Raw genomic sequence first — 25,158 nt, forward strand, 5'->3', positions numbered from 1 at the left:
GATTCTTCCGGACCTTGAAATATGATCGCATATACATAAACGAATTCGAAACCCCTCGGGAATTGAGAATTATGTTAATTGAATATATGAGGACCTACAATACCTACCGGCCTCATTCATCACTGGGCGGTGCCTGCCCAGTTGACTACTACCTCAAAAGCAAGCTCAATGAAGCTGCTTGATATTTATCAACTAACACGGGAAGGAGCAAACTTAAATTTTTAAATCCGTGTTCTTGACAAGGGGAGCATTATACTCCAGGAAACAACTTTTCCACTTGCTGTAATACCGACTTATATTTATGGTATTTTCCCGGTAATCGCAATGTGGATTTTTAAATTTACATATGGTCGCTTCTGGATCTACATAATTACCGAACTGGTACGTAATATTTCCTATGTGGTTATTTTGTTGCCCTGGATAGCGAGTAGAGGGATAATAGCCTTTAATGCCCCCCTAGTATCTTATTTAGTCGCCATGGGACAAGGGTTGATCCTCTATATTTATCAAATGTGGCAGGAAGACGCATTAGTTCCGGCCATGAAAAAACTTTTTTCTGCCAGGTCACAACCAGCGGCAGCAAAACCTGTTTTTGACGATGAGGACGATAATAACAACAGCAGATAATGTATCTGGTATCAATTTGTACCAGGGTTTAAGTAAGCTTTTAATTACCAATATAAGTATTAATAAATCCCTCTAGGGTTGACGTTGTTTACATGCATTAACGAGGCAACCGGCAGGCCCTTACATCAAAATCTATGTTTGTGCCAAATCCACTGCATTTAAATCTCCGGATTAAAAAAACTATCAGCATTTTCTATTTTAAAAAGGGATCTCTAATAAATCAGCGAAAGTATAATAATAAACATAAAGTTAGATTTTTAAAGAGCCGTAGGTTTTTATCCTACAGCCCTTTTTCTTTTCATGTATTTCCCCTGAACACACCAATTTAAAGAATCCCTGGCAAACAATTTTATGGATGGAGATACATATGCAAAAGCAGGAATTAAGACAAGGAATAAATGACTCAATCCCAATTGTTTTGGGCTATTTACCTTTGGGATTTGCCTTCGGGGTGCTGGCCAATGAGGTAGGCATGTCAATAATTCAGGCTACGATGATGTCTGCCCTGTGTTTTACAGGAGCCGGACAATATGTGGCCATTGGGATCATGCAGGCGGGCGGAGCTGTTTTCACCATTATCATGGCCAATATTTTATTGAATTTAAGGTACTTATTATTTTCCACATCGCTGGTGCCCTACCTCAAGGGGCGGGTTCCGACTGCCATCGGCAGCCTTCTTACCTATGGTTTGACAGATGAAACCTATGCGGTAGCAATGAACCGCTATCAGAATCACCTGCCAACCGCCTCCTATATAGCCGGCCTTCATCTTAGCTCACATATTGGCTGGATCGCCAGCACACTGTTGGGAGCCTTAATGGGCAGTTATATTGGCAATACGGACCGCCTGGGCCTGAGTTTTTCTTTGCCGGCGATGTATATCTGTTTACTGGTCTTCATGATTAAACGTAAATCAGACATTTTTGTGGCCTTATCTTCGGCAGTGCTGTGTTTGCTGATAGGCTATCTCGTGCCGTCTACTATGGGAAATTTGTTTAATATCATTATTGCGACGATTATCGCAGCCAGTTTGGGGATGTTTATCAATGAGCGTGACTAGTATTTGGATCATGATCATCGGAGTTTCAATTGTGTCAATCTTGCCGCGTATCCTGCCGGTAGCGCTGTTTTCACGCTTTGAATTTCCCGCGCCGCTAAAACGGTGGTTGTCCTTTGTGGCCCCGGCCGTTTTAAGCAGTTTAACAGCTTTGAGCGTGCTGGCGCCGGATGGAGCCATTGATATCAGCGTTCAAAACAAGTACATCTGGGCCTTCATTCCCACGCTCCTGGTCGCTATTAAGACCAAAAGCCTTTTCTATAGCTTGTTGGTTGGTATCGCAAGCATGGCCCTGCTGTATAATTTTATTTGAGCCTGTGTGGAAGTCATGGGGGAAACAGGGAGACGTTCTTTTAGTTACCCTTTATACATAAGACCGTGTCAAGAGAACCGTCCCCTTGACACGGTCTTATGTATAAAGGGTAAATTGCAGGCAAAAATAATCAATATAATTATTCCCTTTTTCAAGTGCGAAAAATAAATAATTAGATTTTATACTATAAGGAGACTACTTTGAATAATCAAATTATATTATGGTCCATTCTGCTATTGCCCTGGCTGACCCTTTACTTTATGAAAAAAGATGAAATAAAACGCTTCATGCCGGTTGCTTTGTTTACTTCAATTACAAGCATGATCATTGTGGAGGTTGGAGCTACTTTTAAATTATGGGCCCTTCATGAGACAGTTTCCCCACTGAGCCACACTTTCACCTATCACCTGGGCCTGGCCCCGGTAGCAACTTTATGGCTTTATAAGTTTACTTTTGAGAAGTTCTGGAGATATGTTGCTGTAGAAGTACTATATAATCTGGGATTTGTGTTGATTTTCATACCGTGGTTAGCCCTCAGGGGAATACGGGAAAACATTGGGGCCACCAGCTTAACTTTATTTTTAATAGTTACTGTGCACGGCTTATTGCTGTATGTATACCAAATGTGGCAGGAAGACGCACTGGTTCCCGCTGTGAAAAAACTATTCTCGCCAAAATTCCAGCCGGCAGCAGCAAAACCATCCTTTAAAGATGAGGACGATAAAAATAACAGTTAAAGATAAAAACGATATTTTAATTGTTTCATTCAGCACTGCCTTTATCCGGTAAGGCACAGTCAAAATATAACGCCCGTACCGTACCCAGTATAATTCTCCTTTCAATAGTACACCTGCCGCCCGCCGTTACCATTCCTGACCGCCCCGCATATATTTAAATTAGATAGGTTGCAGCAGAGATGTAATTTGTTATAGCAAAGCTCTAGAAAGCCCTGCAGTCACTTTCTAAGGCGGGTGTTTTACGTGTATAATAAAACGGTATCTATCTCAAACGCTCTGGAGAAATCATTCACAGGAAAATATTTTGTGGGTTATGGGGACAATCTGACATTTGGCAGTGGCACAAGCGCCTGGGCAGGTTTGTTCAATCCATTGGGCTCGGGGGTCTACTTGTTTGTAAACGTCTGGACGGTTACAGAATTGCTTGGCAGTTCTCCCCTCAGGGCTCAGATCTGGTTTAACACGGCGCCTCCGGGCACACCTGTCACCGAGGAACTTGTCACCCCTTCCAACACAGCCCTGCACCCGCTTCCACGGCCGCGGGTGCAGCTGCTCAAGGCAAGCAATGTCGCCGGTTCTCCATCCGGCGGGACTAAGGCTTTTGTCAGGAGAGTCCTGCCCTATTCCACACAGGAATTTCAGGAAGAAGGCAAATATATATTCGCGCCGGGCGGCAACTTAGTCGTATTCCTGTCCAATCCTGAAACGCCAGTTGATAAAGCGGAGGCCCGGGTAGCGTTCGGGTGGTGGGAGGAAAAATTTTATACTCTATAACCCAAAAACTCCGGATGTATACGATTATTATAAACATTGAAAAAAGACCGTTTTGCACGGTCTTTTCCAAATTCCTTATTGATATTTCAACTTAGCCGCTTTTACTGAAGATTTTTAATAACCGCAGGTAGTGATTTGCTTCCCTTAAGACATGGTCACCCAACAAAGGCAATATTATGGACCTGATTTTACATGCAAGAATACCCTCCGTACCTTGTCTCTTAAAATCTCTTATGCCCACGGTCTCACGTAAGCTTTCCTGAGTAACCAGAGGCAGCAGGTTGATCTGAGTGTGCGCGGCTAGCGCCTCCGCAGTCAGTTTATCAAATTCCCGGCCGAAATTATGGGCTGTCACAAACAAGGCCTCTTCGGTCGGATCTAAAAGCCCTCTTATAAATTTTGCGTGCTCGGCCATAATTCTATTCCAGAAAGATTCCTGTTCAAGGGCAAACCTGGTCATATCTATAACAACTCTGTTTTGCAATCTCGTGAGCAGTTCCACGAATAATATGGCTTCTCTGCGGATGTGATCAATTAAAAGCGGGTAGTTGAATGTAAACATCCTGCAGGTTAAAACACCGTCCAGCACAAGGGTTTTAAAACTAATTAAAGCCCGCGTTGTCTCAATTGCCCTCTGGTTCAAATCAGCAACCCTTCGTGCCAGTGTCTGTAGATTTAACATCTGCACACCCTTTACTAATGAAAGCTCCGCTGCTGTAATGCTGGTATCAATCGGAATGCCGGTGAAAAACTGGGTTGCCTTCTCAGCATTAAGAGTAAATTCAGTGACTATTTCTCCTGAAGACACCACGTCGGGGCTTACACACCTGTCTGCAAGAGAAACCGCCTCTTTTAACATGGCCTCGTACTGCTTTTTAAAATCATCCGCCTGCCTGGCCAGATCCGCATTCGCAGGAGTAAAGCCTCCCTCCAAAAAGAATGAATGTTCCTTCATAATTCTTAAAAAAAACAAATTTAAGTCCAGCGACTGCCTTAAAAAATCCTCATTAGACAACATTAAAAAATCCCCTTTCATACAACCATCAGGACCACAAACCCGTACCTTTTTAATATAAATATGCCAATACCAGAAAATGGTGATTTATGCTCGGGGCCGCTTTGATCAGCATAAATTTTCTTTACAGCAGTAACTCATCGGAATACACTGAATATTATGAATATAATACCCTAAGGTTGTTTACAACAAAGTATAATAAAAACAAAAAGGGAGTGAGCCAAAGTGATCGAGGAAAAAGATTTGAGAATAACTCTCTTTAAAGGCGTATGCGCTTATTGCAGACAAAAGCGGGTTGTGTTAAGAGGAGAGCGCTGGCAGGCGGGAAACGATTCATTATCTCCCTGGTACTCGCAATATATATGTTTGGACTGCGGCGAAAGGTTCACATTAATTGAAAGAGAATAAAAAGCGGCGCCAACTCCGCAGCAGGATAACTGCTCATTTAAGCCGCAATTATAAACCCTGTCCGGTATTACCCCGGACAGGGTTTTACTGCAGTATATAAGGCTTATTTCAGGTGGTTGGCTGTACCGATACTATGAGGTTCCCCTCTCTGATGTTATAACAATCACACAGCGGTTTTCTGCATGGATACTTCTTTAGATTTGCCCTTCTTAAGAAAAATAATAGTGTCGCCAAGGTAGCGGGCGTCCTCCTCGTCATGAGTAACCACGATAAAAGGTATCCGCCACTTTTTATGCAGAGCTTTCAGCTCGCGCCTGAGCTTGACCTTGATATTTCTATCCAACGCGCTGAAAGGTTCATCCAGTAAAAGCATCTGAGGCAGCACTGCCAGCGCCCTGGCCAGCGCTACCCGCTGCTTCTCCCCACCGGAGAGCTGACGCGGGTACCTGTCAACAAGATGCCCCACACCGAATGATTCCAACATTTCCAAAAGCGATTCGGAGTAACCGGCTTGTTTTTGTTTTATATCTCTGAGCCCGTAAAATACATTTTGTTTTACTGTCATATGCGGGAAAAGAGCGTAATCCTGGAACAGGTAGCCGATATTTCTGTGTCGCGTGGGTATGCTAATCTTTTTGTCTGCTGAAAACAGCACCTTGTCATTCAGTATAATGCTGCCGTTTGAAGGCTTCATCAAACCGGCCAGACACTGCAGTACCGTAGTTTTCCCCGACCCGGAAGGTCCCCACAGGACGAGGATCTGATTTTTGACGTTCATCTGCAGGTCCAGGTCAAAATGCCACAATTTTTTATTAAAATTGACTTCCAGCATTTTATCACCATTTTTCTTAGACAAAAATTCGTGTCTTACTGGCCCGATTGTCAAAAAAAAAGTCCCTTGACATGGATAATTTTTTATTTCTGAATGTACCTGTATATTTATGGGAGGTTATCCATGTCAAAGGGTAGAGAGGTAGAGTGCATTTAGCCTGAGCTAAATATTTATAAAATATAAATTTTATTTTTACTAAAATGTATAAATTAATATTCTATCGCTTATTTCAAAAAAAATCGTTCTTGACATGGATTTTATTCTGGTGTCTTAGAACCGGCATGGTTCTATTTAAAGTTACGGTTTATCCATGTCAAGCAACTGCACTGAAAAAAGATATAAAGCATCTAATTGGGGGGTAAATTTATTAAAATCAATTCTTATTAAATCATCTCAGCTACGAACTTTTCATAATCCTTAGGGGTGTCTATGTCAAAAATCACAGCTTCATCCCCTACCGCAAGATATTCCACCTTGTCATCGAGCTTTTTCAGCACCTGTCGCGCGCCCTCATCCCCGCTAAGGCTTTTTAGTTCATCGATTAAAGAACTGCTGAATATTACAGGATGGCCTGGCAGTCCTTTGCAGACCGGCCGCAGGGCCAGGCAGCGCCTTTTTTGAAACTCAACCATTAACTTGTTTATTAGGGAGGCGGTGATCAAAGGCTGGTCCACCATAAAAACCATGAATGCCGACGCAGCGTCACTAATAGACTTTACCCCCAGGGCTAAGGAAGTGCCCTGACCATCTTTATAACGGGGATTGAAAACTATTTTTACAGGCAGGTCGCTGATCACGGCACTGACTTTTTTTTGCTGATAACCTGTCACTACCAGCAGTTCATCTACATTGGAAAGCAGCACATTTTCCGTTAAAATCCTAATCAATGTGTTGTTTCCCACTTTGAGCAGCTGTTTGGGCCTGCCCATCCTGGTAGACATCCCCGCGGCCAGAATAATTGCTGAGATCATGTATTATCAAGTACCACCCTGCTCACTGCGACACAAAAACCCTTTACAAAGCCTTGAAAGACAGCCATGTCGTACCGTCCCCGATATTGCGGCGTGCTTCACAAATCCCTCAAGGACTTTTGTCTTGCAGCAATTTTATTTATTCCAGTACAACCAGGACCGGTTCCTCCCCGATTGCTGAACCAAATATAACTTTTTCAATCTTTTTGCCCGGGATAAAACAGTCCAGGTTGTATCCACCATCGGGATCCGGAAGAAGGTCTATCTTGTTTATGAACAGCACAACTCTTGCGCCAGGCGGATATTCCCTCAGCATGCCCTGCGGGTGTTCAATCAGATCGGCTATCAGTCCGGCGTCTATTACTGATCCAATTTCACGTCCGGTAAGCCTGGATACTATCTCAGGCCGGTGCACATACCTGCTGTCCAGCGTTTTTCCCAAAATGTCAGCCCCTACCACAATCACGATCAAAGTTGTCACGCCGGGAATAACGGGCTCATAATCCAAATGCCCCTTCAGAGGCAGGCCTTTGGAGCCATCAGCCTCAACCAGCATGTAGTCGGAACATCGCCGCAACAGGCTTACCTGACCGGGTGAAATTCCATCTAACTTGTTGTTTTCCAACAGCCCACTACCTACAACCGGCCTCATACCCGATTTAAGGTAACCGGCCAGTTCTTTTTCCACCTGATCTACTCTGCCCATAAGGACAAGGGGGAATTTCTCAGGCGAGGGGACAAATATTTTTGTAGTGGTTGTAATAACAACATTGTATTGAAGGGGTATTTCCTCAGCCAGCCGGAACATCAGGGAGGTCTTGCCTCCTCCACCGACAAAGGATATGGTTTCGCTTTCTTTCAGATCCAGGGCTTCGCTAATTTTCATAACAATATATTTTCCCTGCCATACTAATTACACCAGGCGTTGTTATCAGCAAGTATAAAACTGAATACGGCTTCCAGGACGCCGCCGCCCACGGCCAGTGCTTTATCGGAGATTGTATCATGTTCGGCGTCTTTTCTCGGATCAATATCGCCGATTTTGGTGCCTTTAGGCACCCTGATGCCCTCCTTGATCATTCCCCTGATTTTTCCCGTTATTTGGGCCCGCACCGGGTTGTTTTCCACAACGGCTACTATTTCACCTTTTTCTACTATTTCCCCGATAGACCTGGTCGTCATCACAACACCATCCGCCGGTGCTCTTAAAAGCCTTTCCACTGTGAAGCCGCCGACACTGCCAGGGCTGCCCGTGTCAGGAATAGCGCTGCCGCTGTAGATGACCCGGCCTAAACGGTGCCCCCTGCAGGTTTCAATAACTGCATGGACGTCCTGCCCGGCCGTAAAGCCCGGACCCAGTCCGATCACCAGGGGCGCTTCATCTATGGCTGTGCCCAGGTTGCGCTTGGCTACCCTGGCATCGACCACCACCTGCGGGCGCAGGACTTTCACCACGTCGGCCTCGGGATCTACCAGCACGGGTATGATCCTGTCTTCCAACAATTCACAGGCATGGTCCACCGTGACAGCCAGTTTGGCTGTAATTCCCTCAACTACGGCCATGCCGTCATGCACAGCCTCGGCAAAGGCCACTTTTCTCCTTACCACCAGCGGGCGGTTAATCTCTGTCATAATAACATCCAACCGGCTCTGGTACAGACGGTAGGCTACTCCTGTAGCCAGGTCGCCGGCTCCCTTTATAACAATCAGCGGTCTTTTCGGGATCACTTCTCCTCACCACCGTCAAAAACCTCAGCATACATGTCCGCCGGCTCAATATATACTTCCATGACGCCGCCGCAGGCCATACCTTCGGATGCGGCTATGTCCGCCGTCAGTGATACCCCATGCAAATATGGTTTCCCGCTGTCAATTACATTCATTGCCTGCAGGCGGACTTCCGACTCGCCGCAGCCGCCGCCAATTGTCCCCTGTATGCGTCCGTCCCTGTAAATAAGCATGCGAGCGCCTGCTTTACGAGGTGTAGATCCTTTTGTCATGGTAATTGTGGCCAGTGCGGCAGGCGTTTTTTCAAGGGCTGCTATTATGGCCATATATAGCGCTTCTTTATCTGCAATTGATGGCATTTCGCAGTCATTGGGATGAGCAACTTTCAGATTGCGTCCTTCAGCCAGGGACCCCGCACCGCCGCCGCGGCGGTCCATAATCATTTCCGCTGCGATGCAAACGGCAATTTCAGCTGGTGTCTGAGCTCCGATATCCAGCCCGATCGGCATACGCACTTTTTCGATTTTTTCCATATCTATACCGTCTTCAAGCAACACCTGTTTGATCATCTTGATCTTGCGCCTGCTGCCGATCATTCCAAGATAAGCGATAGGATATCTGATAACCCTGCGCAGGCAGTCGAGGTCGTGCATGTGACCTCTGGTAACAATTACGACGCTGCTGGACGGCCCCAGGTTCAAAATATTTTCAATATCATTGAAATCGCAGCAGATACTTTTATAAATACCTGCAAAGCGTTCGGCTGAAACAAAGTCAGGGCGGTCGTCTACTACGGTGACCTGGTAGCCCAGCATGTGCCCGACATATGCCAGCGGCACTGCGATATGCCCACCGCCCAGGATAATTAGTTCGGGTGGCGCCAGATACGGATCAACCATCACTGTCGCTCTTTGCTCCGGCTGTGCCGGGTTAACCAGGGTGGCGACCTTAAACATCCCGTACGATTTGTTTTCCCGGACATATTGTACCGCCTGCTCTTCCAGCCAGGGCAGACGCAGATCTCCATTTATTTTCAGACCGTCAGCTGTGAGCATTATTTTTGCGCCCGGCAGACTCTCGTCCAGACCTTCCTGCCTGATGACGGTAATTATTGTTTTTCCCTGCTGCAGATCTATATTCATTATTCAATGCCCTCCCGGCAACATCCTTATTCTATCACTAAAAGCATAAATCAGCTCTTAATTAGAGCATTTACCGAATGTGCAGTTCGGATACCTGCATTCAGGACAAGCCCTGCACAGACCGCCGTTGGCAAGGGCAATGATATCTTTGCGGGTTATCCGCTCACCTGCCAGCAACCTGGGCAGCAGGAGGTCAACAATTGTTATTTTAAAGAACATCCCGCAGGCCGGCACTCCCATCACCGGGATATCGTCCAGGTAGGCCAGCATAAACATCGCGCCGGGCAGCGCCGGGGCTCCGTATTTTTCCACATTGGCCCCCGTGAGCCGGATAGCTTTAGGGGTAACATCATCAGGATCGACAGACATGCCGCCTGTTACAAATATTATGTCCGCTCCGTCGTGAGCCATTTTTTTAATTTTGCCGGCAATAACGTCCACGTCGTCTGGCGCGAAATCCACACCCATTACCGTAGAACCATATGCCTCAACCTTTTCCGTGATCACCGGCCCGAAACCGTCACGGATGCGTTTCTTGTAAACTTCGTTGCCTGTTATGACCACACCGACTTTATGGCTCAAAAACGGGAGCACTTTTACCACCCAGCCCGCCTGCCGGCAGATGTTTTCCGCCGTTAGGACTGTTTGTTCCGGTACTACCAAAGGGATCACCTTGGTACCGGCCAACAGGTCGCCTTTTTTGACGACTGTATTGTTAGGCAGGGTGGAGAGTATTACTTCAGGCAAATCGTTAACTGCCTCCAGGGCGGGAATATTGACTTTCAGCAGCCCCTCATATTCAGCATAAAGGTTTACACGGCTTTCCTTGGGGCCGGTCCATGTAGTGCCTTGGCCCGAGACGGCGGTTCCCAGCCTCACACCGGCAATATCCTCATGCACGTCAGTCTGCTCAAGTTCTAAGATATATATATTTTCTTTGCCTAGCTTCAGCAGCTCTGGTATATCTTCTATCTTAATAATGTGTCCTTTTTTAAAAGATGCTCCCTTGGACTCTCCCTTAACAACTTTTGTGATATCGTGGCTGAGTACCTTGCCTACCGCTTCCTCCACTCTGATTGTCTGTATTCTCATTGTTCGCACCCCTTTACAATTCCACTTTTACACACGGGTGTAACCGTAATTAAAAATTATTACCGATTTGTTTCAGAAGGTAGGAATTCAAGATTTATTCTATCTATATCAATCAACTTATACTGCTCAGTACTAATAAGGGGGGTGGACTAAGCTCTAAACTTTTCCCAGCCCACCCCTTAATATAGATTGGAGCCTTAAGGAACTGGTAAATCAGGCGCGGGACACTGTCCCTTTTATCTGGTTGATTAGGATATGAGAGACTATACTACAGCCTCTCATATCTCTAATCCTGATAAGGTCGGGATCCTTAAATTACTTGGCTTCTTTGGCCTCTTGTTCTCTTTTCTCTTTTAAAGCGCGCCATACTTTTTCATATGTTAGAGGTACACTCTGAACGCTTACACCCATGGCGTCAAAGATAGCGTTCCGGAAAGCGCCGATGGTCGGGTTGGTGGCGCCTTCGCCCACTTCCTTGGCTCCCCAAGGTCCTGCTATTTCATAACTGTCTTCCAGGACTTCACTGGTTACCGGAGGCATATCCAGCGCGGTCATGATCATGTATCCGCCCAGGTTTCCGTTCATAATCTTGCCGTTTTGATCAAAGTGAACTTGTTCCCAGATGGTTTCGCCAAGGCCCATATACAGGGCGCCGTGGACCTGGCCGTGCAGGTTAACCGGGTTGATCACCTGGCCGACGTCGTGGACGTCCCATACTCTTTCCACTTCAATTTTACCGGTTTCTTCATCGATCTGAACTTCAGCAGCCTGGCAGCAGAAACTGTAGGCCGGGGATGTGCCCACGGGAGCGCCTTTAAAGGTGCCGCCCAGGCGAGGCGGTGTATAAACACCTTTCGCAATCAGTGGACCGCGCAGTACAAAGAACCTTCTTGCCACTTCTTCAAAGGTAAGTGTCCCTGCTTTAGGCCGGGAAATTGAGGATATAATTCCCAGCTCGCATTGCAGGTCCTCGGGAGGCAGGCCCATCATCGTGGAAGCCATCTCAAGTATTTGTTTCTTGATTTCTTCGCCGGCTTGCTTGACAGCGTTACCGGACATCAGGGTCTGGCGGCTGGCATATGCGCCAAAGTCGAGCGGGCAGGTTTCGGTGTCACCGTTTACCATTTTCATGTTTTCATAGCGGTAGCCCATGGCTTCAGCAGCCATTTGAAGCAGGATAGTATTGGAACCCTGACCGATTTCGACCGATCCTGAATAGAGAGTTGCCGAGGTGCCGTCTTCAACTACCCTTATCATACAGGAAGCGTGCGGCAGGTCTGTACGGTAGATGGGATAACCGGCGCCGGTCACGAATGAACCTGTGCTGATGCCGATACCTCTGCCCTTGGGCAGGCCTTCTTTCTTCTTCTTGCGCCAGTCGGATAGTTCGCCAGCTCTTTCCAGGCACTGTTTCATGCCGCAGGAGTTAATTTTGAAATTGTTAACGGTTTCGGTATTGGGACCACGGGCGTTGCGCAGGCGCAGGTCTAGCGGGTCGATGCCCATGGCCTTGGCAATGTTGTCCATATGGCTTTCAAACGCATACTTGGGCTGGGGAGCGCCGTGTCCGCGGTGGGCGCCGCAGGCCGGCAGGTTGGTGTACATCCTGCGGTTATCAAATTTATAGACCGGAATTTCATAGGTCAGGGGAAGCAGAGCGCCGGCATAGTATGCCGTGGCAATGCCAAGGCTGGTATAGGCTCCGCCGTCAGTTTGGAAATCAACGTGACAGCCGAGGATTTTGCCGTCCTTGTCCACGCCGGTGGTAATTTTGTAAGTGCCCTGGTGACGGCCGCGGTTATGCTGGAACATTTCCTTGCGGTCGTAGAACATCTTCACCGGGCGGCCGGTAATCCTTGAAAGCACCGCGCCGTTAAATTCCAAACCTGTCGGCTCGAGCTTGCCGCCAAAACCGCCGCCTACATACGGCGCTATGACCCGCACGTCGCCAAACGGCAGTTCGAATTCACGGGAGATGTAGTGCTGGAAGTAGTGCACGGACTGGGTGCTGGAGTAAACGGTAAGCTTGTTGTCCTGCCAGATGCAGACGGCAGAGTGCGGCTCGATGGGGCACTGGTAAGCGCGCTGCCCGGAAAACGTGTCTGTCCGCACATAGTGAGCTTCTTCAAAAGCCTTCTTGATATCGCCGAACTCCTGGTGGATTTCGGTGTTGACGTTTTTGGGATACTTGGCGTGGATCTGAGGCATGTCGTCGTCATCAGCATGCATGTAATCAAGCACTGGCTTCAGTACTTCCCACTCGATTTTAATCGCTGCCAGGGCTTTGTAGCAGGTTTCCTCATCGACACAGGCCACTGCGGCCACTTTGTCGCCGACAAACAACGCTTTTTCGATACATAACACGTTTTCGTCCCAACGGGCCGGGCTGATACCGTAGGTCAGGCTCGGGACGTCCTTGGCTGTGATTACAGCTTTAACGCCGGGTATTTTCATGGCCTCGGTGGTGTCAATACTTAATATCTTGGCATGGGCGTAAGGGCTGCCCAGCATTTTTCCATATAACAAGTTGGGGAATTTGAGGTCCCCACAATATTTTGCCGCGCCGGTAACTTTTTCACGGCCTTCGTACCTGGGTTTTCCTTTAGCTATAACTTTAAAATTCTTTTCAGTCATTTTTATATTCACCCCTTTACACTGGAATTTCTTGACCGGAAGCGTCCATGATAGCTTTGATGATGTTAATATAACCGGTGCAGCGGCACAGGTTGCCGGAGATAGCTTCACGTACCTGGCGTTCGGTTGGCTTGGGATTTCTCATGAGCAATGCTTTGGCCGAGAGAATCATGCCGGGTGTGCAGTAGCCGCACTGAAGCGCCCCGTGCTCGATGAATTTCTCCTGGATATGATCTAGTTTTTCGTGGGAAGCAACGCCCTCCACGGTAATAAACTCTTTTCCATCTGCTTCAACAGCAAGCATCAGGCATGCGTTAACCGGTGTTTTTCCGTCCAGCAGTACGGTGCAGGATCCGCAGTCACCCAGTTCGCATCCTTTCTTGGTACCGGTGAGTTCCAGGTCGTCCCTCAGGAAGTTAACCAGCAGCCTGTTGGCTTTAACCATCCTGGTGTATTCGTCGCCGTTTACAGTTATGCTAACTACAAAACGTTCAATTCCGTCTTTATCTTTTATCATTTTTGTTGACATTTTCACCCCTCCTTTCTTAAACGTGGCCGTTGTCTATAGCTTTGCGCAGCGCCCGCTTGGTAAACACGCGGACCAGGTCGGTACGGTACTCAGCTGATGCACGAATATCAGAGATGGGCGTGCACTCTCCAGAAGCGATGACGCCGGCTTCTGCTAACAGTTCATCAGTGACCTCTTTGCCTTTTAGGAAATCCTCGGTTTTCTTGGCCCGCACAGGAGTGGCTGCAACAGCGCCCAGGGATACGCGGGCATCTTTAATCACGTTGTTTTCAACTTCAATCGCGACAGCCACGCCAACAACAGCTAAGGCGCCTGCGCCGCGCAGACCAAATTTAATGTAGGTGCTGCCGGTCATTTTTTGATCCGGTATAACTATTTCAGTAATAATCTCGTCCTGCGCCAGGACAGTCTTGCCAGGGCCGGTGAAGAGTTCTTCCACGGGTAAGGTGCGTTCCCCGTTCAGGCCGACTATTTTAACAGTAGCGTTAAGGGCGATGAAAATCGGCGGCAGGTCTGCTGAAGGAACAGCATTGCTGAGGTTGCCGCCAACTGTGCCAGCGTTGCGGACCTGGTTGGCCGCCATCTGGTGAGCCGCTTCCGATACGGATAAATATTTTTCGTTCATCACTTCTGAATTAACCAGGTCGTTATGGGTTGATCTTGCTCCAACCACAACACCTTTACCAGGTACGTATTCGATTTTTCTCATTTCCAGGTTCTTAAGAGAAATCAGGACTTCCGGCTTTAATATGCCTTCTTTCATTTTGCACAGCAGGTCTGTTCCACCGGCGATCACTTTAGCCCTGTTGCCATACTGCGATAACATCTGGCAGGCTTCCGCGATACTATCCGGTGCGTAGTACTCAAAATCAGGTAGATACACGTTTTCTCCTCCTCTTTTTGGTAATAATCTACTTGCCAAACACTTTGAACCTACTATTAAACTCTCTGCATCACCCTCCCCCAAAAATTGCAGTATCCTATTCTTTGTTAATAACTCCTTTTAAAATTAAATTAAAATTAAATCTAATTAAATACTCTTAAATAACCCCAAACTGTACTCAAAGTAAAAATAACTCAGAGTTTTTGGGCTTTTTGCATAAAAATGCATACTAATATTCCTAATGCTTATCTTGGCTTTATCTTAACACCCCCAAATAAGCAAAGTGAAATATGCGTTTACGATTGCATTAATTAGTACTGCCTATTAATTTTCCGAAAATGATTAAATTTTTAAATAGAAATCTGCAGGTACATCCCTAAAACTAATTATCATTGACGCGCTAATATAGCGAGTTAGCAACAGTTTCCGGCTATATCCAGACAAAATCCTATCACTACCAGGGATTATACTATATGGTAGTTAATCTCATATTTGGTATTATAAATACTTTTTTTTATAACAAAGCAAGATTATTACGAATTATTCTGGAGGTAAATTATGGTGACGTAATTTTCTAGTGGCAGATTAATAGAAATTTACTATTAATGCTATCGTCAACATATATTTATGCTTGTCCCTAAAGAGTGGTAATATAAAACAAAAATAGTATAGTAATTCAAATCATTTAAACCCTAATTTAGTTTTGCATTAAATGGTGTATTTTACTTGCAATCAACTGGCTAAATGTTCTAATAAAAATACATTTACTAATTAATATCCGACTTATATAATATTTTAAAGACGCCGTAAGAATACAGTACATTGTATACTTTTAACAGGATTACTACCTTATTCTTTTTTTGAAAGTTTATTCAGATAGGAGGGGTATTATGGAAATGCATCAGTTGGAATATGTACTGGCTGTGGCGAAATACCATAACTTTACACGCGCCGCGGAAGAGATCAAAATCTCTCAGTCGTCGCTTTCCCAGCAGATAAACAAGCTTGAAAGCGAATTGGGCACCAGTTTATTTGTGAGAACAACCCGCTCAGTACAGCTGACACCGGCGGGGACAGATTTTGTAATACACGCGCAGCGCATAATGTCGGAAGTAAATGAAGCGCGCCGCAGTATCCAGGAATACGTGTCCATGGTAAAAGGTGAGATAACAATTGGCACGATCGCGGTAATCGGGAATTATCGCCTGCCAAACCTGATCAAATCTTTTCAAGACAACTTCCCCGGCATTAGAGTGCATCTCGTAGAGGAACAGTGTGAAGAACTTTTATCAATGCTGTATGCCTCAAAAATTGATACCTGCTTTGTACAGGTTACCAAGCCGAACCCACATTTTGTGTTTCACCCCCTTATCTGGGACAGGATGGTAGTTGTGGTAAGCCAAAATCATCCCCTGGCCAACAGGGTTTCGGTGGACATAAAAGAATTGCAAAATGAAAAGTTTATTATGACGCCCCCTACTTCGGGGCACTTTCATGATTTCAATAACGCCTGTCTTGCCGCAGGTTTTTCGCCCAACATAATCCTTAGATGCGCTATCGTGAAAACAATGCTGAGTTTTGTGCGCGAGGAAATTGGCATTACGGTTCTGTCTAATAAGGTAGCCCTGGCGGAGAAGGATCCCAGCATGAAGGTAATTGGTCTTACACCAACCATACCGAGAAGGATCTCTCTGGTCACACGAAACAGCGATGACACGCCGCCTGCGCTTAAAATGTTTTTGAAGTTTACTACCCAGTGGCTTGAAAAACAAAGGTCAATCGACCGGGCCAAAATATCTGCGACAAACACTTCCCTCACTTCTCGTGACATCAGACTTATGTACAGCAGATAATTTTTTTCCAGCAAGGTTAAATTACATAACCTTGCTATTTTTATCGGCTATAACCTGATACCATCCAAAAATTAACAGCTATAATTCCGCTTTTGCGTTAAATTGGCCATTTCCACAATAATATTAATGGTATACTATATATTGTATACTTTAAGCAGGTTGCCTTTAATCTCTTGTTTTCACATGGTATCACTTTGATATAGGAGGTAGAGGTATTATGGAAATGCATCAGCTGGAATATGTGCTGGCTGTGGCAAAGCACCATAATTTTACACGTGCCGCAGAAGAGATCAAAATATCCCAGTCTTCGCTTTCCCAGCAGATTAACAAGCTGGAAAGCGAATTGGGCGCCAGCTTATTTGTGAGAACGACCCGGTCGGTGCAGCTGACGCCTGCAGGAGCAGAGTTTGTAGCTCACGCCCGGCGCATAATGTCAGAAGTAAATGAAGCACGCCGCAGTGTCCAGGAGTACGTGTCTATTGTAAAAGGCGAGCTTACACTGGGAACTATAGCGGTAATCGGAAGCTACAACCTGCCAAACCTGATCAAATCGTTTCAGGATAGCTTCCCGGGAATCAAAATGCACCTCGTAGAGGAACAGTGTGAAGTTTTGTTATCCATGCTGAATTCCTCAAAAATTGACGCCGCATTTGTGCAAATTTCAAGACCAAGCCCAATAATTCAGTTTTGCCCAATGTTGACCGACAGAATGGTAGTTGTGACCAGCCACAACCATCCTCTGGCTAACAGGATTTCAGTGCACATCAATGAACTAAAAAATGAAAAGTTTATTCTCACGCCTCCCACTTCCGGGCATTATCAAGATTTTCACAATGCCTGTGCTTTGGCTGGTTTCGAACCCACCGTAATCCTGAACTGCTCAATTGTTAAAACTATGCTGGGTTTTGTGCGCGAGGATATTGGTATTACTGTGCTTTCTTCCAAAGTGGCTATGGCGGAGAAAGGTCCCGATATGAAGGTTATAGAGCTTACACCAACAATACCCAGAACGGTATACATGGCCACGCGAAACACCTCTGACACACCACCTGCAATTAAAATGTTTTTGAAGTATACAAGACAGTGGCTTAAAACACAAGAATCTCTCGAAAAAGCCAAAGTTACAGCGGTTCACTCCCGGCTTATAAATAGCAAGTAATTTTTGATCTGTCACTTTAATAAATCCAAAACAACAAAAAACCGCTTTCATGCCTTGCGGAATGAAAGCGGTTTTTTCAAATTCCTAGTAAGTAGGACTGCCTAGTCCCCCAAAAACACTATTTTAATCGCTTACTTGAACATTCCAATCGAAGTCCAGTACGGGATTGCGATGGCCAGGGTAATCAGCACAGCCACACCGTAAACCATGCCGTAGGTGCTGCTCTGCCCCGATGTCCAGGACCTTTCTTTGGCAATAGACTCAGCTACCATGGCAAACATGTTTGTGTAAGTCAGGAAGAAGCAGTTTGCCGCCATGATGAAGAGGGGAACCCAGACCATAGGGTTAATACCGAAGTTATTCGATATTTCAGGAAGAACCGGTATAAGAATGGTCATGGTGGGTATGAACACCGCCACGTCAAAGAACCTCAAAATGAAGAACAGTATTATGATGGAGTAGCAGAACATCCAGGGGCTTGTCGTTAAGGGAGCTATTACCGGCACTAACACGCCAACCAGCCACTTGGATACGCCGGTGACGCCAAATACGCCGCCGATGCTCATGGCCACGCCAATGAACATGATTAAATCCCAGCTGATTCCGGTACCGAATTCCGAACCTTTAATTACACCGGAAATGGTCAGCAGGAACATTCCGCCCAACACAGTTGCTCCGTCAGGAATACCGTGGATTTTGTTGGTGAAGAACATCAGGAAGCAGACTGTAAGGATTATCGCGCTAATAGTTTGGTCTTTGCTCCATGCGCCAAGTTTTGTGTACTCTTCCTGGAAATATTCTTTCTTCAGGGTTATAGTATCTTTCGGCTTCAGAGCAAAATACCCGCCTACAATAAGCAGCACGGTCAGTATTAATGCGGGGAGAAGCATGACCTGCAGGTAAGAATCGAAGGTCATCAAGCCTTTCAATTCAGGAACCGCCCCAAACATACCCATAATAATCGGGCCGTGCAGGGAGCCGGTAAGCCAGCCTGAACCCGGTATTACCGCCATAGCCCAGGCGGATAACAGAAGCAGTGCGCTGCCCTTGGACTTTAACTCTAGCTGGCAGGCCTCAATTACACTGACAGCGATAGGCACAATGATGACGCAACGCACAGTGATTGAAGGTGTAAGAGCTGAGAGAGCCAACCCGATGATTACAAACGCCAGGATTAACATGGGGTAAGACGGGTTGAACATCTTCATAACCAGGAAGCCAATCCTTTTGCCCAGCCCGGTTTTAATCAGCACGAAGCCGAAGAAGAGCGCCGGGATCAGGGTCCACAGGGCGCTGCTGGTAAAACCGGAAAAAACGTTAGGCGCTGGAACTTTAATAGCCAGTGTGAACATCAGGAAGAAAAACCCTGAAACAGAGTTGGGCATGTTCAACGGCTTAAATATCCACAGCCCGATGGTAATAATCAGGGCTAAGAGCACCAGGTGCCCCTGCGGGGGCAACGTCGGTACCCAGGGCTTGGCCAGACCCACATAAAGGGCTAAAGCGAGCATCACTAAAAACAACATATCAGTGACTTTTAATTTCGAACCGGTTGCTGTCGTCATGAAATATTTTCCTCCTCTCAGGTTTTGGAAAATTACCGACTTAAGATTCTTTAATGAAATTAAGAATAAATCCAACTACCCTTATACCCCTTTATGATCACCTCGCCCGCCGCCGGCGTATATCATGGGGCGTTTGCACGCCCCATACCACGCCTCACACCAGCAGCTTAAATGTTACTGCCGGCAAACAGTCAAGTGTTTAGCCTTTGGCAGCCAGGGTCTCTTTGAGCTTGCCCCACTCCGGCTCGAATATTTCCCTGGGCATTTCTTTTAAATCGGGGGAAATCTCCGGTCTGAAGCCCATATGGGCAATGACGTCTTTTTCCACGTCCATACCCGGCGCGACTTCGATTAGGGTTACCTTGCCGTCGATCAGTTTGAACACGGCGCGCTCAGTTACATAGACCACCTCTTGTCCTCTTAGAGCGGCGTACTTTCCGCTGAAGGTGACATGTTCATTGGCCTGGACAAATTTTAGGACCTTGCCTTCTTTCAGAACTTTGATGGTGCCGTCTTTGACCTCATATTCCGCTCCGCTTGCGGTCAAGGTGCCGCAGAAGACCGCCTTCTTGGCGGATGATGAAATATTTACGAATCCGCCCGGCCCCACTACCTTGGGTCCGAACTTACTGACGTTGATGTTGCCTTCGACATCGCACTGGGCCATTCCCAGGAAGCATATGTCAAGGCCGCCGCCGTCATAAAAGTCAAACATATTGGCGTGGTCAATGATCGCATCTGGGTTGCAGGCAGCCGGGAAATCCATACCTTTGGCCGGCACGCCGCCAAAGGCGCCTAACTCGATGGTCATTAACAAGTCGTCGCTTACGCCTTCTTCCGCGGCAACAGCGGCAACTGCGTCAGCCATCCCGATGCCCATGTTGACGCAAGCGCTGTTCCTCAGCTCCAATGCAGCCCTGCGGCCTACAACCTTGCGCTCGTCAAGAACCATGGGTTCGACATGCGCCAGGGGCTTTCTGATGCGGCCGTCATATGCGGGCTCATTTAAGGTGACTCTTGTCTGCAGGTGGTTTTCCGGTTTGGCAACAACGATGTAGTCCACCAAAACGCCCGGCACTTTTACAGCCTTGGGATTAAGTGTTTTGGCTTTGGCCACGTACTTAACCTGGGCAATGACAATGCCGCCGTTTCTTTTTGCTGCCATGGCCTGGTGCAGCGCTTCCAGGAACAACGGCTCTTCATCCATGGTCATATTGCCGTCTTCGTCGCATACGGTGCCGCGGATCATCGCTACATCCAACTTGAGGGGTTTAAAGTACAAATACTCTTCCCCATCAAATTCAACCAGTTTTACCAGGTCATCCGGGGTGATATCATTAATTTTGCCGCCCTCCCGGCGGGGGTCCGCATAGGTGCCCAACCCTACTTTTGTGAGCACGCCCGGTTTGCCGCCGGCCATTTGCCTGAATAAATGGACCAGGATGCCCTGGGGAAACAGGTGGCACTGGACTTTATTATCAAGAACCAGTTTGCCCATCATGGGGGCTTCGCCGATATGTCCTGCAGTGTGCCTTATGGACATACCCTCATGGCCCATATGGTTCATCCCTCTGGTCTTCCAGTCGCCGCAGCCGCAGCTGTGAATGTTCCAAAGATTCCGGGGATGCCCGGTTTCCAGAAAACTCTTCTCAAGCGCTATCGCCAGTTCTTCGGGAAAACCGCACAAACCTGCTGTGGTCCATGACACACATGCGCCGTCTTTCACCAGCGCGCCGACCTGATCCGGGGTAATTACTTTCGCCATCGTTTCTACTCCCTTCAGATTTAAATCTTCCTGAAAATACCTTAAATAATGACTGAAACACGATAAAAAACAAGACAACATCAAGTTATTCCGTTATCTTGTGAAAATTTTCACCTCTCTTCCAATTCATTTTTAATGATATATTAACTACTGCTGCATGCAGTATTCCGCCGCTTTAATTACGGTTTTATATTACCATCCGCTAATGAGCAAAGAGAAATATGCGTTTACGATTGCATTAATAAGTAATGCCTATAAATATTGCAGTCGCAATAATAACTAGCAATATATATGTATTTCTCGATTTAATGCTGAAGGAAAATAATAAGACACCCCTGTTTGCGCAACAGCATTGAGCAACATAGGTGTCCTCCAATTTGGATTATGGTTATTGTCTAATTATTATTTTCCTGTACAGAACTTACAGGCTTATTATGGTCATTGTTTCATAATTGTTATTATTGCTCCTGATTATGCTAATTTGTTATGATCATTATTACATTTATTGTTATCCCCACACCTATATACCCAGATTGTTGCTATTATTTTGGTTTTTCTTATTATCGCTTATTGCTTTTTCTCCAAATACCCATTTTCCCGGCATGCCTGACAAGTTCTTCACGAAAATCCGGATGGGCGATAGAGATCAGGGATTCCGCCCTTTGCCATAAAGCTTTGCCTTTTAAATTTGCAATCCCATACTCAGTTACAATGCTGGATGCTAAACCGCGATGGACGGACACAACTGAACAGGGCTCCAGAGCCGGGCGGATCCTTGAAAGCATCCGGCCGCCGCTGTTATAGGTCGAAGTCATGCACATAAAGCTCTTGCCGCCCTTTGACCGGAAAGCGCCCTCGACAAAACAAATAGAGCCGCCGGTGCCGCTGATTTGCCGGAGACCGTCAGATTCAGAATTTACCTGGCCGAAAAGGTCTACATCTATACAGTTGTTAATTGATACAAAATTATCCAGCTGACCAATTACATGGGGATCGTTTGTGTAATTCACGGGATAAAAGATACAGGCCGGGTTTTCGTTAATAAAGTCGTAGGTCTTTTTGGTGCCAAGCGCTATAGTGGCAACTGTTTTATATTTGTCAATATTTTTCCTGGCTCCTGTCACCTGTCCTTTTTCAACCATATCGACCATTGAGTCGACAAACATCTCGGTGTGAATGCCCAGGTCATTTAAACCGGAAGCGGCAATCATGCCTCCCACCGCGTTGGGCATACCGCCGATACCAAGCTGCAGGCAGCAGCCGTCTGCAAGTTGTTCTATTATTAATGAGGCGATCTTTTTATCAACATTGTTGGGCCTGGCAAGAGGTATCTCAGCGATGGGGTAGTCGGCTTCAACAATATGGTCGACCTTTGAAATATGGATCGACTCCTCCAGACCAAGGCAGCGCGGCATATTGGGGTTAACTTCCAGTATTATTGTCCTGGCTGCTTCACACATGGCCATGGTGTGCGAGACTTGAGGTCCAAAATTAAAATAACCGTATTTATCCATTGGTGCTGCCGGGATCATAACAACGTCCACGTCAACAAACCTGCGGTAATAATCCGGCAGCTCGCGGTAGACCATGGGCATATACGAGCAAAGGCCCTGATCACTTAACTTGCGCTCAGAGGCGCTGAAATGCCAGCTGTTATAAATGAAATGTTCCCCGGCAGGATCGGCTTTTACCACTTCCGGCATGCCGGCGGCACGTGCGGTGCTGCGTATTTTTACGTTCCGGAGTTCATCTTTTCTCCCGGCCAGCGCTTTATCCAGAACAACAACGCATCCGGAAAATGAGCCGTATTCAACCCAGTCCCCTGATTTTACTGCTTTAACCGCCTCTGCCGGCGCAACAAGTTTTCGTTTGTATATTTCTGTATAATCCATTTCCTTCTTTATTAACATCACATTATTTAGCAAGCGATTGATAAGGAATAATTTTTTTCAAGCTAGATCATCAATCTCCCTGAGTAAATTCGATCTGCCGGGCTTTAAAATAACCCTGTAAAACTTCATTTATGACTTCACGGGGTAACGGGGGGTTGGTCCCTCCTGACTGAACAGGCAGCGATTCCTCGTAAAACCGGGCAGGAAAAGCATAGTCTTCTTTTTTTTCACCCTCGCGCACGTTGAACTGATGCTGGAGGAGCCAAATGTCGGCGGCAGCTTTCATTACTTTCTGCTCAGTATAGCGGTAACCGGTCACCGCCGATAGAGCCCGCGCATAAAAAGCCGGGCCCAGCGCCCTGTGAACAGGCGGCCTGATACAAAGGCCGGTTGAGTTTATTATTGTGATCAGGTCTTCTGAGTATACGGCCATCCTGGGAATATCGACTTTAAAAGGAGGTTCGCCGAATATTTCTTTCTTTAATGACTCCGGCATGTCCAAACTATTGACCGTATCCTCTGAAACAGATATATCTTCTTCAAAATAGCTACGTACACCACCCAACAGGTTATCGACGGGAGACCTGGTGCGCAGGTGGTCACCGCACCTTGTGTTGGTCAGGTAGCCCAGCATCCAGACGTCCCATTTGCCCCTGGGGTCCCGAACAGGCATTTCGACCCCCTTGATATGCATCGCGTACTTTGCGCTGCCAGGTATTTTTGAAGAAGCTGTTTTAACGCCTTCAGCCAGCAGGTCCCCTATACCTTTTCTTTGCCCTATTTTTTCCAGGAGGCTTATAACTCCCCCGAAATCGCCCCATGTTACGGGAACTTCCGTGCCTGCCTGGTTGAGCAGGCCGTTCTGGTTAGCCTCAACAGCAAAGGCGACTGCGCCGGCGGCGGATACCACATCCATACCATACAAATTGCATATTTCCGCGCACTGCAAAATTTCCGCAATCTCTTTTATCCCCAGCTTGGCGCCGAATTCCAAAGTAAAGCTTACCTCAAGGCCTTTATTTTCATAGCCCCGGTATTGACCGCCTTTTACATTTGTCCAGTGGGTGCAGGCGATCGGGCAGGCAAAACAGGCCAGGTCCTTTTCTTTATATTTTTTCTCAAAAACTCCCCTGCCCCGGGTTTCTATCCAGTCCTCAAAATACCCGCGGGTAAAATTATGTCCGGGCAGCGCCCCTATCTTATTGTACGGGTCTGAAACCACCATACTGCCGTATCGTTTAGTGTAGCCGTAAGAATCATGGCTGATTACCTTTTTATAAGCTTCGCTCATAATTTTGGCAAAACCGGGGCTGTCCGCCACGCTGACTTCGCCAGTACCGCGCACGGCTATGGCTTTTACGTTCTTGCTGCCCATTACCGCGCCCATGCCGGTCCTGCCCCAGCTGCCATGGTAATTGTTTTGCACCGAGGCAAAACGGACGAGTTTTTCACCGGCAGGACCGATGCTGGCTATTTGATAGTCTTTTCCTTTGTTTTGCCTTATACGGTCTACCGTCTCAGCGGTGCTTAAACCCCAGAGGTGTGCCGCGTCCTCTATTTTTATTTGTTCATTGTCTATGGTGATATAAACCGGCGTGGGGCTCTTGCCGGTCAATACAATATGGCTGTATCCGGCAAATCTTAATGCCGCCCCCCAGAGCCCGCCGCTGTTACTGGTGCCGAACCGGCCGCTTAAAGGAGATTTGGCGGTAAGCTCGGTGCGCGCGGCGGTAGGCAGTAGGGTCCCTACAAAAGCGCCCGCGCCAAAAATCAGGTTGTTATCCGGCCCAAGCGGATCCGCGCCAGGCGGCGTAAGTTCTGCCAGCAGTTTAGTATTTACCCCCAACCCTCCGATAAAGTCCCGGTGCAGGTCAGCGGCATCCTTGATCTCAATTTTTTTATCGGTCAAATCTATTTCAATCAACTTATACACTCCGCGGCCCCCTTTCCTTTCGCAGGGCTTTGCCGGCGCAGTAAGCGGCGCACAGGCCGCAGTTTTTGCAGCCAGGTTCAAATCTAACTCTAAAACGGGCGTCATTTTCATCTATGCTTTCTATTGTTATAAAAGCAAGTGAGGGATTAAACCTTCCCTGGTTGGCCCAGGAACAGATCATCTGGCAAATGCGGCATCCGGTACAATTTTCCTCACAAATACTTATCTTCCAGTCCATGTTAGACACCT

At 46.9% G+C, this 25,158-nt stretch carries 24 protein-coding genes; 9 read left to right on the plus strand and 15 right to left on the minus strand.

Features of this window, described 5'->3' with window-relative positions; all coding sequences use genetic code 11:
* The 6 genes from ACOBQJ_RS06545 to ACOBQJ_RS06570 all read left to right on the plus strand — a co-directional run.
* Window positions 1–182: integrase core domain-containing protein (locus ACOBQJ_RS06545; protein WP_421070938.1), on the plus strand; the 182-nt coding region annotated here is incomplete at its 5' end.
* A gap of 142 nt (window positions 183–324) precedes the next feature.
* Window positions 325–627, plus strand: a complete 303-nt coding sequence (locus tag ACOBQJ_RS06550; RefSeq protein WP_421070939.1) for a hypothetical protein — start codon at window positions 325–327, stop codon at window positions 625–627.
* Between the two features lie 367 nt (window positions 628–994).
* Window positions 995–1,687, plus strand: coding sequence for an AzlC family ABC transporter permease (locus tag ACOBQJ_RS06555; protein ID WP_421070940.1), 693 nt, complete (start codon window positions 995–997; stop codon window positions 1,685–1,687).
* Window positions 1,674–1,997, plus strand: coding sequence for an AzlD domain-containing protein (locus tag ACOBQJ_RS06560; protein WP_421070941.1), 324 nt, complete (start codon window positions 1,674–1,676; stop codon window positions 1,995–1,997). The genes ACOBQJ_RS06555 and ACOBQJ_RS06560 overlap by 14 nt, the downstream gene beginning before the upstream one ends.
* Window positions 1,998–2,257: 260 nt before the next feature.
* On the plus strand, window positions 2,258–2,734 hold the full coding sequence (locus ACOBQJ_RS06565; protein WP_421070942.1) for a hypothetical protein: 477 nt from the start codon (window positions 2,258–2,260) through the stop codon (window positions 2,732–2,734).
* Between the two features lie 243 nt (window positions 2,735–2,977).
* Window positions 2,978–3,508 carry a DUF6143 family protein gene (locus tag ACOBQJ_RS06570; protein ID WP_421070943.1) on the plus strand — a complete coding sequence of 177 codons (531 nt, stop codon included), beginning with the start codon at window positions 2,978–2,980 and terminating at the stop codon, window positions 3,506–3,508.
* A gap of 91 nt (window positions 3,509–3,599) precedes the next feature.
* On the opposite strand, the gene ACOBQJ_RS06575 is transcribed toward ACOBQJ_RS06570, so the two are convergent.
* On the minus strand, window positions 3,600–4,526 hold the full coding sequence (locus tag ACOBQJ_RS06575) for a DUF2935 domain-containing protein (protein ID WP_421070944.1): 927 nt from the start codon (window positions 4,524–4,526) through the stop codon (window positions 3,600–3,602).
* 222 nt (window positions 4,527–4,748) lie between these two features.
* Between ACOBQJ_RS06575 and ACOBQJ_RS06580 the strand changes: the two genes are divergently transcribed.
* On the plus strand, window positions 4,749–4,931 hold the full coding sequence (locus ACOBQJ_RS06580) for a hypothetical protein (protein WP_421070945.1): 183 nt from the start codon (window positions 4,749–4,751) through the stop codon (window positions 4,929–4,931).
* 163 nt (window positions 4,932–5,094) lie between these two features.
* On the opposite strand, the gene ACOBQJ_RS06585 is transcribed toward ACOBQJ_RS06580, so the two are convergent.
* From ACOBQJ_RS06585 to ACOBQJ_RS06625, 9 genes are all read right to left on the minus strand, one after another.
* Window positions 5,095–5,763: an ABC transporter ATP-binding protein gene (locus tag ACOBQJ_RS06585; RefSeq protein ID WP_421071170.1), complete on the minus strand. Its 669-nt coding sequence runs from the start codon at window positions 5,761–5,763 to the stop codon at window positions 5,095–5,097.
* Window positions 5,764–6,146: 383 nt separating this feature from the next.
* Window positions 6,147–6,734, minus strand: coding sequence for a nucleotidyltransferase family protein (locus ACOBQJ_RS06590; RefSeq protein ID WP_421070946.1), 588 nt, complete (start codon window positions 6,732–6,734; stop codon window positions 6,147–6,149).
* A 139-nt stretch (window positions 6,735–6,873) separates the two neighbouring features.
* The gene (gene yqeC, locus ACOBQJ_RS06595) at window positions 6,874–7,620 is read right to left on the minus strand and encodes a selenium cofactor biosynthesis protein YqeC (protein ID WP_421070947.1); all 747 of its coding nucleotides are present in this window, start codon (window positions 7,618–7,620) and stop codon (window positions 6,874–6,876) included.
* A gap of 23 nt (window positions 7,621–7,643) precedes the next feature.
* On the minus strand, window positions 7,644–8,459 hold the full coding sequence (gene yqeB / locus ACOBQJ_RS06600) for a selenium-dependent molybdenum cofactor biosynthesis protein YqeB (protein ID WP_421071171.1): 816 nt from the start codon (window positions 8,457–8,459) through the stop codon (window positions 7,644–7,646).
* Entirely contained in the window at window positions 8,459–9,604 is a 1,146-nt protein-coding gene (locus ACOBQJ_RS06605) for an XdhC family protein (RefSeq protein ID WP_421070948.1), read from the minus strand. The genes yqeB and ACOBQJ_RS06605 overlap by 1 nt, the downstream gene beginning before the upstream one ends.
* Before the next feature lie 57 nt (window positions 9,605–9,661).
* A complete protein-coding gene (locus ACOBQJ_RS06610) occupies window positions 9,662–10,696 on the minus strand; it encodes a molybdopterin-binding protein (protein ID WP_421070949.1) in 1,035 nt (344 codons plus the stop codon).
* A 315-nt stretch (window positions 10,697–11,011) separates the two neighbouring features.
* Window positions 11,012–13,330, minus strand: coding sequence for a 4-hydroxybenzoyl-CoA reductase subunit alpha (gene hcrA, locus ACOBQJ_RS06615; protein ID WP_421070950.1), 2,319 nt, complete (start codon window positions 13,328–13,330; stop codon window positions 11,012–11,014).
* Window positions 13,331–13,346: 16 nt separating this feature from the next.
* Window positions 13,347–13,859, minus strand: a complete 513-nt coding sequence (locus tag ACOBQJ_RS06620) for a (2Fe-2S)-binding protein (RefSeq protein WP_421070951.1) — start codon at window positions 13,857–13,859, stop codon at window positions 13,347–13,349.
* Window positions 13,860–13,875: 16 nt separating this feature from the next.
* Entirely contained in the window at window positions 13,876–14,742 is an 867-nt protein-coding gene (locus ACOBQJ_RS06625) for an FAD binding domain-containing protein (protein ID WP_421070952.1), read from the minus strand.
* A gap of 890 nt (window positions 14,743–15,632) precedes the next feature.
* Between ACOBQJ_RS06625 and ACOBQJ_RS06630 the strand changes: the two genes are divergently transcribed.
* Together ACOBQJ_RS06630 and ACOBQJ_RS06635 are read left to right on the plus strand one after the other, a co-directional pair.
* The gene (locus ACOBQJ_RS06630) at window positions 15,633–16,595 is read left to right on the plus strand and encodes a LysR family transcriptional regulator (RefSeq protein WP_421070953.1); all 963 of its coding nucleotides are present in this window, start codon (window positions 15,633–15,635) and stop codon (window positions 16,593–16,595) included.
* A gap of 217 nt (window positions 16,596–16,812) precedes the next feature.
* On the plus strand, window positions 16,813–17,754 hold the full coding sequence (locus ACOBQJ_RS06635; RefSeq protein WP_421070954.1) for a LysR family transcriptional regulator: 942 nt from the start codon (window positions 16,813–16,815) through the stop codon (window positions 17,752–17,754).
* Between the two features lie 131 nt (window positions 17,755–17,885).
* On the opposite strand, the gene ACOBQJ_RS06640 is transcribed toward ACOBQJ_RS06635, so the two are convergent.
* The 5 genes from ACOBQJ_RS06640 to ACOBQJ_RS06660 form a co-directional block, all read right to left on the minus strand.
* Window positions 17,886–19,319, minus strand: a complete 1,434-nt coding sequence (locus ACOBQJ_RS06640) for an SLC13 family permease (protein WP_421070955.1) — start codon at window positions 19,317–19,319, stop codon at window positions 17,886–17,888.
* Between the two features lie 199 nt (window positions 19,320–19,518).
* A complete protein-coding gene (locus ACOBQJ_RS06645) occupies window positions 19,519–21,084 on the minus strand; it encodes an acyl CoA:acetate/3-ketoacid CoA transferase (protein ID WP_421070956.1) in 1,566 nt (521 codons plus the stop codon).
* A 560-nt stretch (window positions 21,085–21,644) separates the two neighbouring features.
* A complete protein-coding gene (locus tag ACOBQJ_RS06650; protein ID WP_421070957.1) occupies window positions 21,645–22,976 on the minus strand; it encodes an acetyl-CoA hydrolase/transferase family protein in 1,332 nt (443 codons plus the stop codon).
* A 70-nt stretch (window positions 22,977–23,046) separates the two neighbouring features.
* Complete coding sequence (locus ACOBQJ_RS06655; RefSeq protein WP_421070958.1) at window positions 23,047–24,909, minus strand: aldehyde ferredoxin oxidoreductase family protein; 1,863 nt, start codon at window positions 24,907–24,909, stop codon at window positions 23,047–23,049.
* Window positions 24,902–25,147: a hypothetical protein gene (locus ACOBQJ_RS06660; protein WP_421070959.1), complete on the minus strand. Its 246-nt coding sequence runs from the start codon at window positions 25,145–25,147 to the stop codon at window positions 24,902–24,904. The genes ACOBQJ_RS06655 and ACOBQJ_RS06660 overlap by 8 nt, the downstream gene beginning before the upstream one ends.
* Window positions 25,148–25,158: the final 11 nt, after the last annotated feature.

The organism is Pelotomaculum propionicicum (assembly GCF_048984525.1).
Classification (GTDB): Bacteria; Bacillota; Desulfotomaculia; order Desulfotomaculales; family Pelotomaculaceae; genus Syntrophopropionicum; species Syntrophopropionicum propionicicum_A.

Coding starts and splice junctions, on each gene's coding strand:
- ACOBQJ_RS06550 (WP_421070939.1), top strand. CDS start 325: ATGTGGATTTTTAAATTTACATATGGTCGCTTCTGGATCTACATAATT.
- ACOBQJ_RS06555 (WP_421070940.1), top strand. CDS start 995: ATGCAAAAGCAGGAATTAAGACAAGGAATAAATGACTCAATCCCAATT.
- ACOBQJ_RS06560 (WP_421070941.1), top strand. CDS start 1,674: ATGAGCGTGACTAGTATTTGGATCATGATCATCGGAGTTTCAATTGTG.
- ACOBQJ_RS06565 (WP_421070942.1), top strand. CDS start 2,258: ATGAAAAAAGATGAAATAAAACGCTTCATGCCGGTTGCTTTGTTTACT.
- ACOBQJ_RS06575 (WP_421070944.1), bottom strand. CDS start 4,526: ATGTTGTCTAATGAGGATTTTTTAAGGCAGTCGCTGGACTTAAATTTG.
- ACOBQJ_RS06585 (WP_421071170.1), bottom strand. CDS start 5,763: ATGCTGGAAGTCAATTTTAATAAAAAATTGTGGCATTTTGACCTGGAC.
- ACOBQJ_RS06590 (WP_421070946.1), bottom strand. CDS start 6,734: ATGATCTCAGCAATTATTCTGGCCGCGGGGATGTCTACCAGGATGGGC.
- yqeC (WP_421070947.1), bottom strand. CDS start 7,620: ATGAAAATTAGCGAAGCCCTGGATCTGAAAGAAAGCGAAACCATATCC.
- ACOBQJ_RS06605 (WP_421070948.1), bottom strand. CDS start 9,604: ATGAATATAGATCTGCAGCAGGGAAAAACAATAATTACCGTCATCAGG.
- ACOBQJ_RS06610 (WP_421070949.1), bottom strand. CDS start 10,696: ATGAGAATACAGACAATCAGAGTGGAGGAAGCGGTAGGCAAGGTACTC.
- hcrA (WP_421070950.1), bottom strand. CDS start 13,330: ATGACTGAAAAGAATTTTAAAGTTATAGCTAAAGGAAAACCCAGGTAC.
- ACOBQJ_RS06620 (WP_421070951.1), bottom strand. CDS start 13,859: ATGTCAACAAAAATGATAAAAGATAAAGACGGAATTGAACGTTTTGTA.
- ACOBQJ_RS06630 (WP_421070953.1), top strand. CDS start 15,633: ATGGAAATGCATCAGTTGGAATATGTACTGGCTGTGGCGAAATACCAT.
- ACOBQJ_RS06635 (WP_421070954.1), top strand. CDS start 16,813: ATGGAAATGCATCAGCTGGAATATGTGCTGGCTGTGGCAAAGCACCAT.
- ACOBQJ_RS06640 (WP_421070955.1), bottom strand. CDS start 19,319: ATGACGACAGCAACCGGTTCGAAATTAAAAGTCACTGATATGTTGTTT.
- ACOBQJ_RS06645 (WP_421070956.1), bottom strand. CDS start 21,084: ATGGCGAAAGTAATTACCCCGGATCAGGTCGGCGCGCTGGTGAAAGAC.
- ACOBQJ_RS06650 (WP_421070957.1), bottom strand. CDS start 22,976: ATGGATTATACAGAAATATACAAACGAAAACTTGTTGCGCCGGCAGAG.
- ACOBQJ_RS06660 (WP_421070959.1), bottom strand. CDS start 25,147: ATGGACTGGAAGATAAGTATTTGTGAGGAAAATTGTACCGGATGCCGC.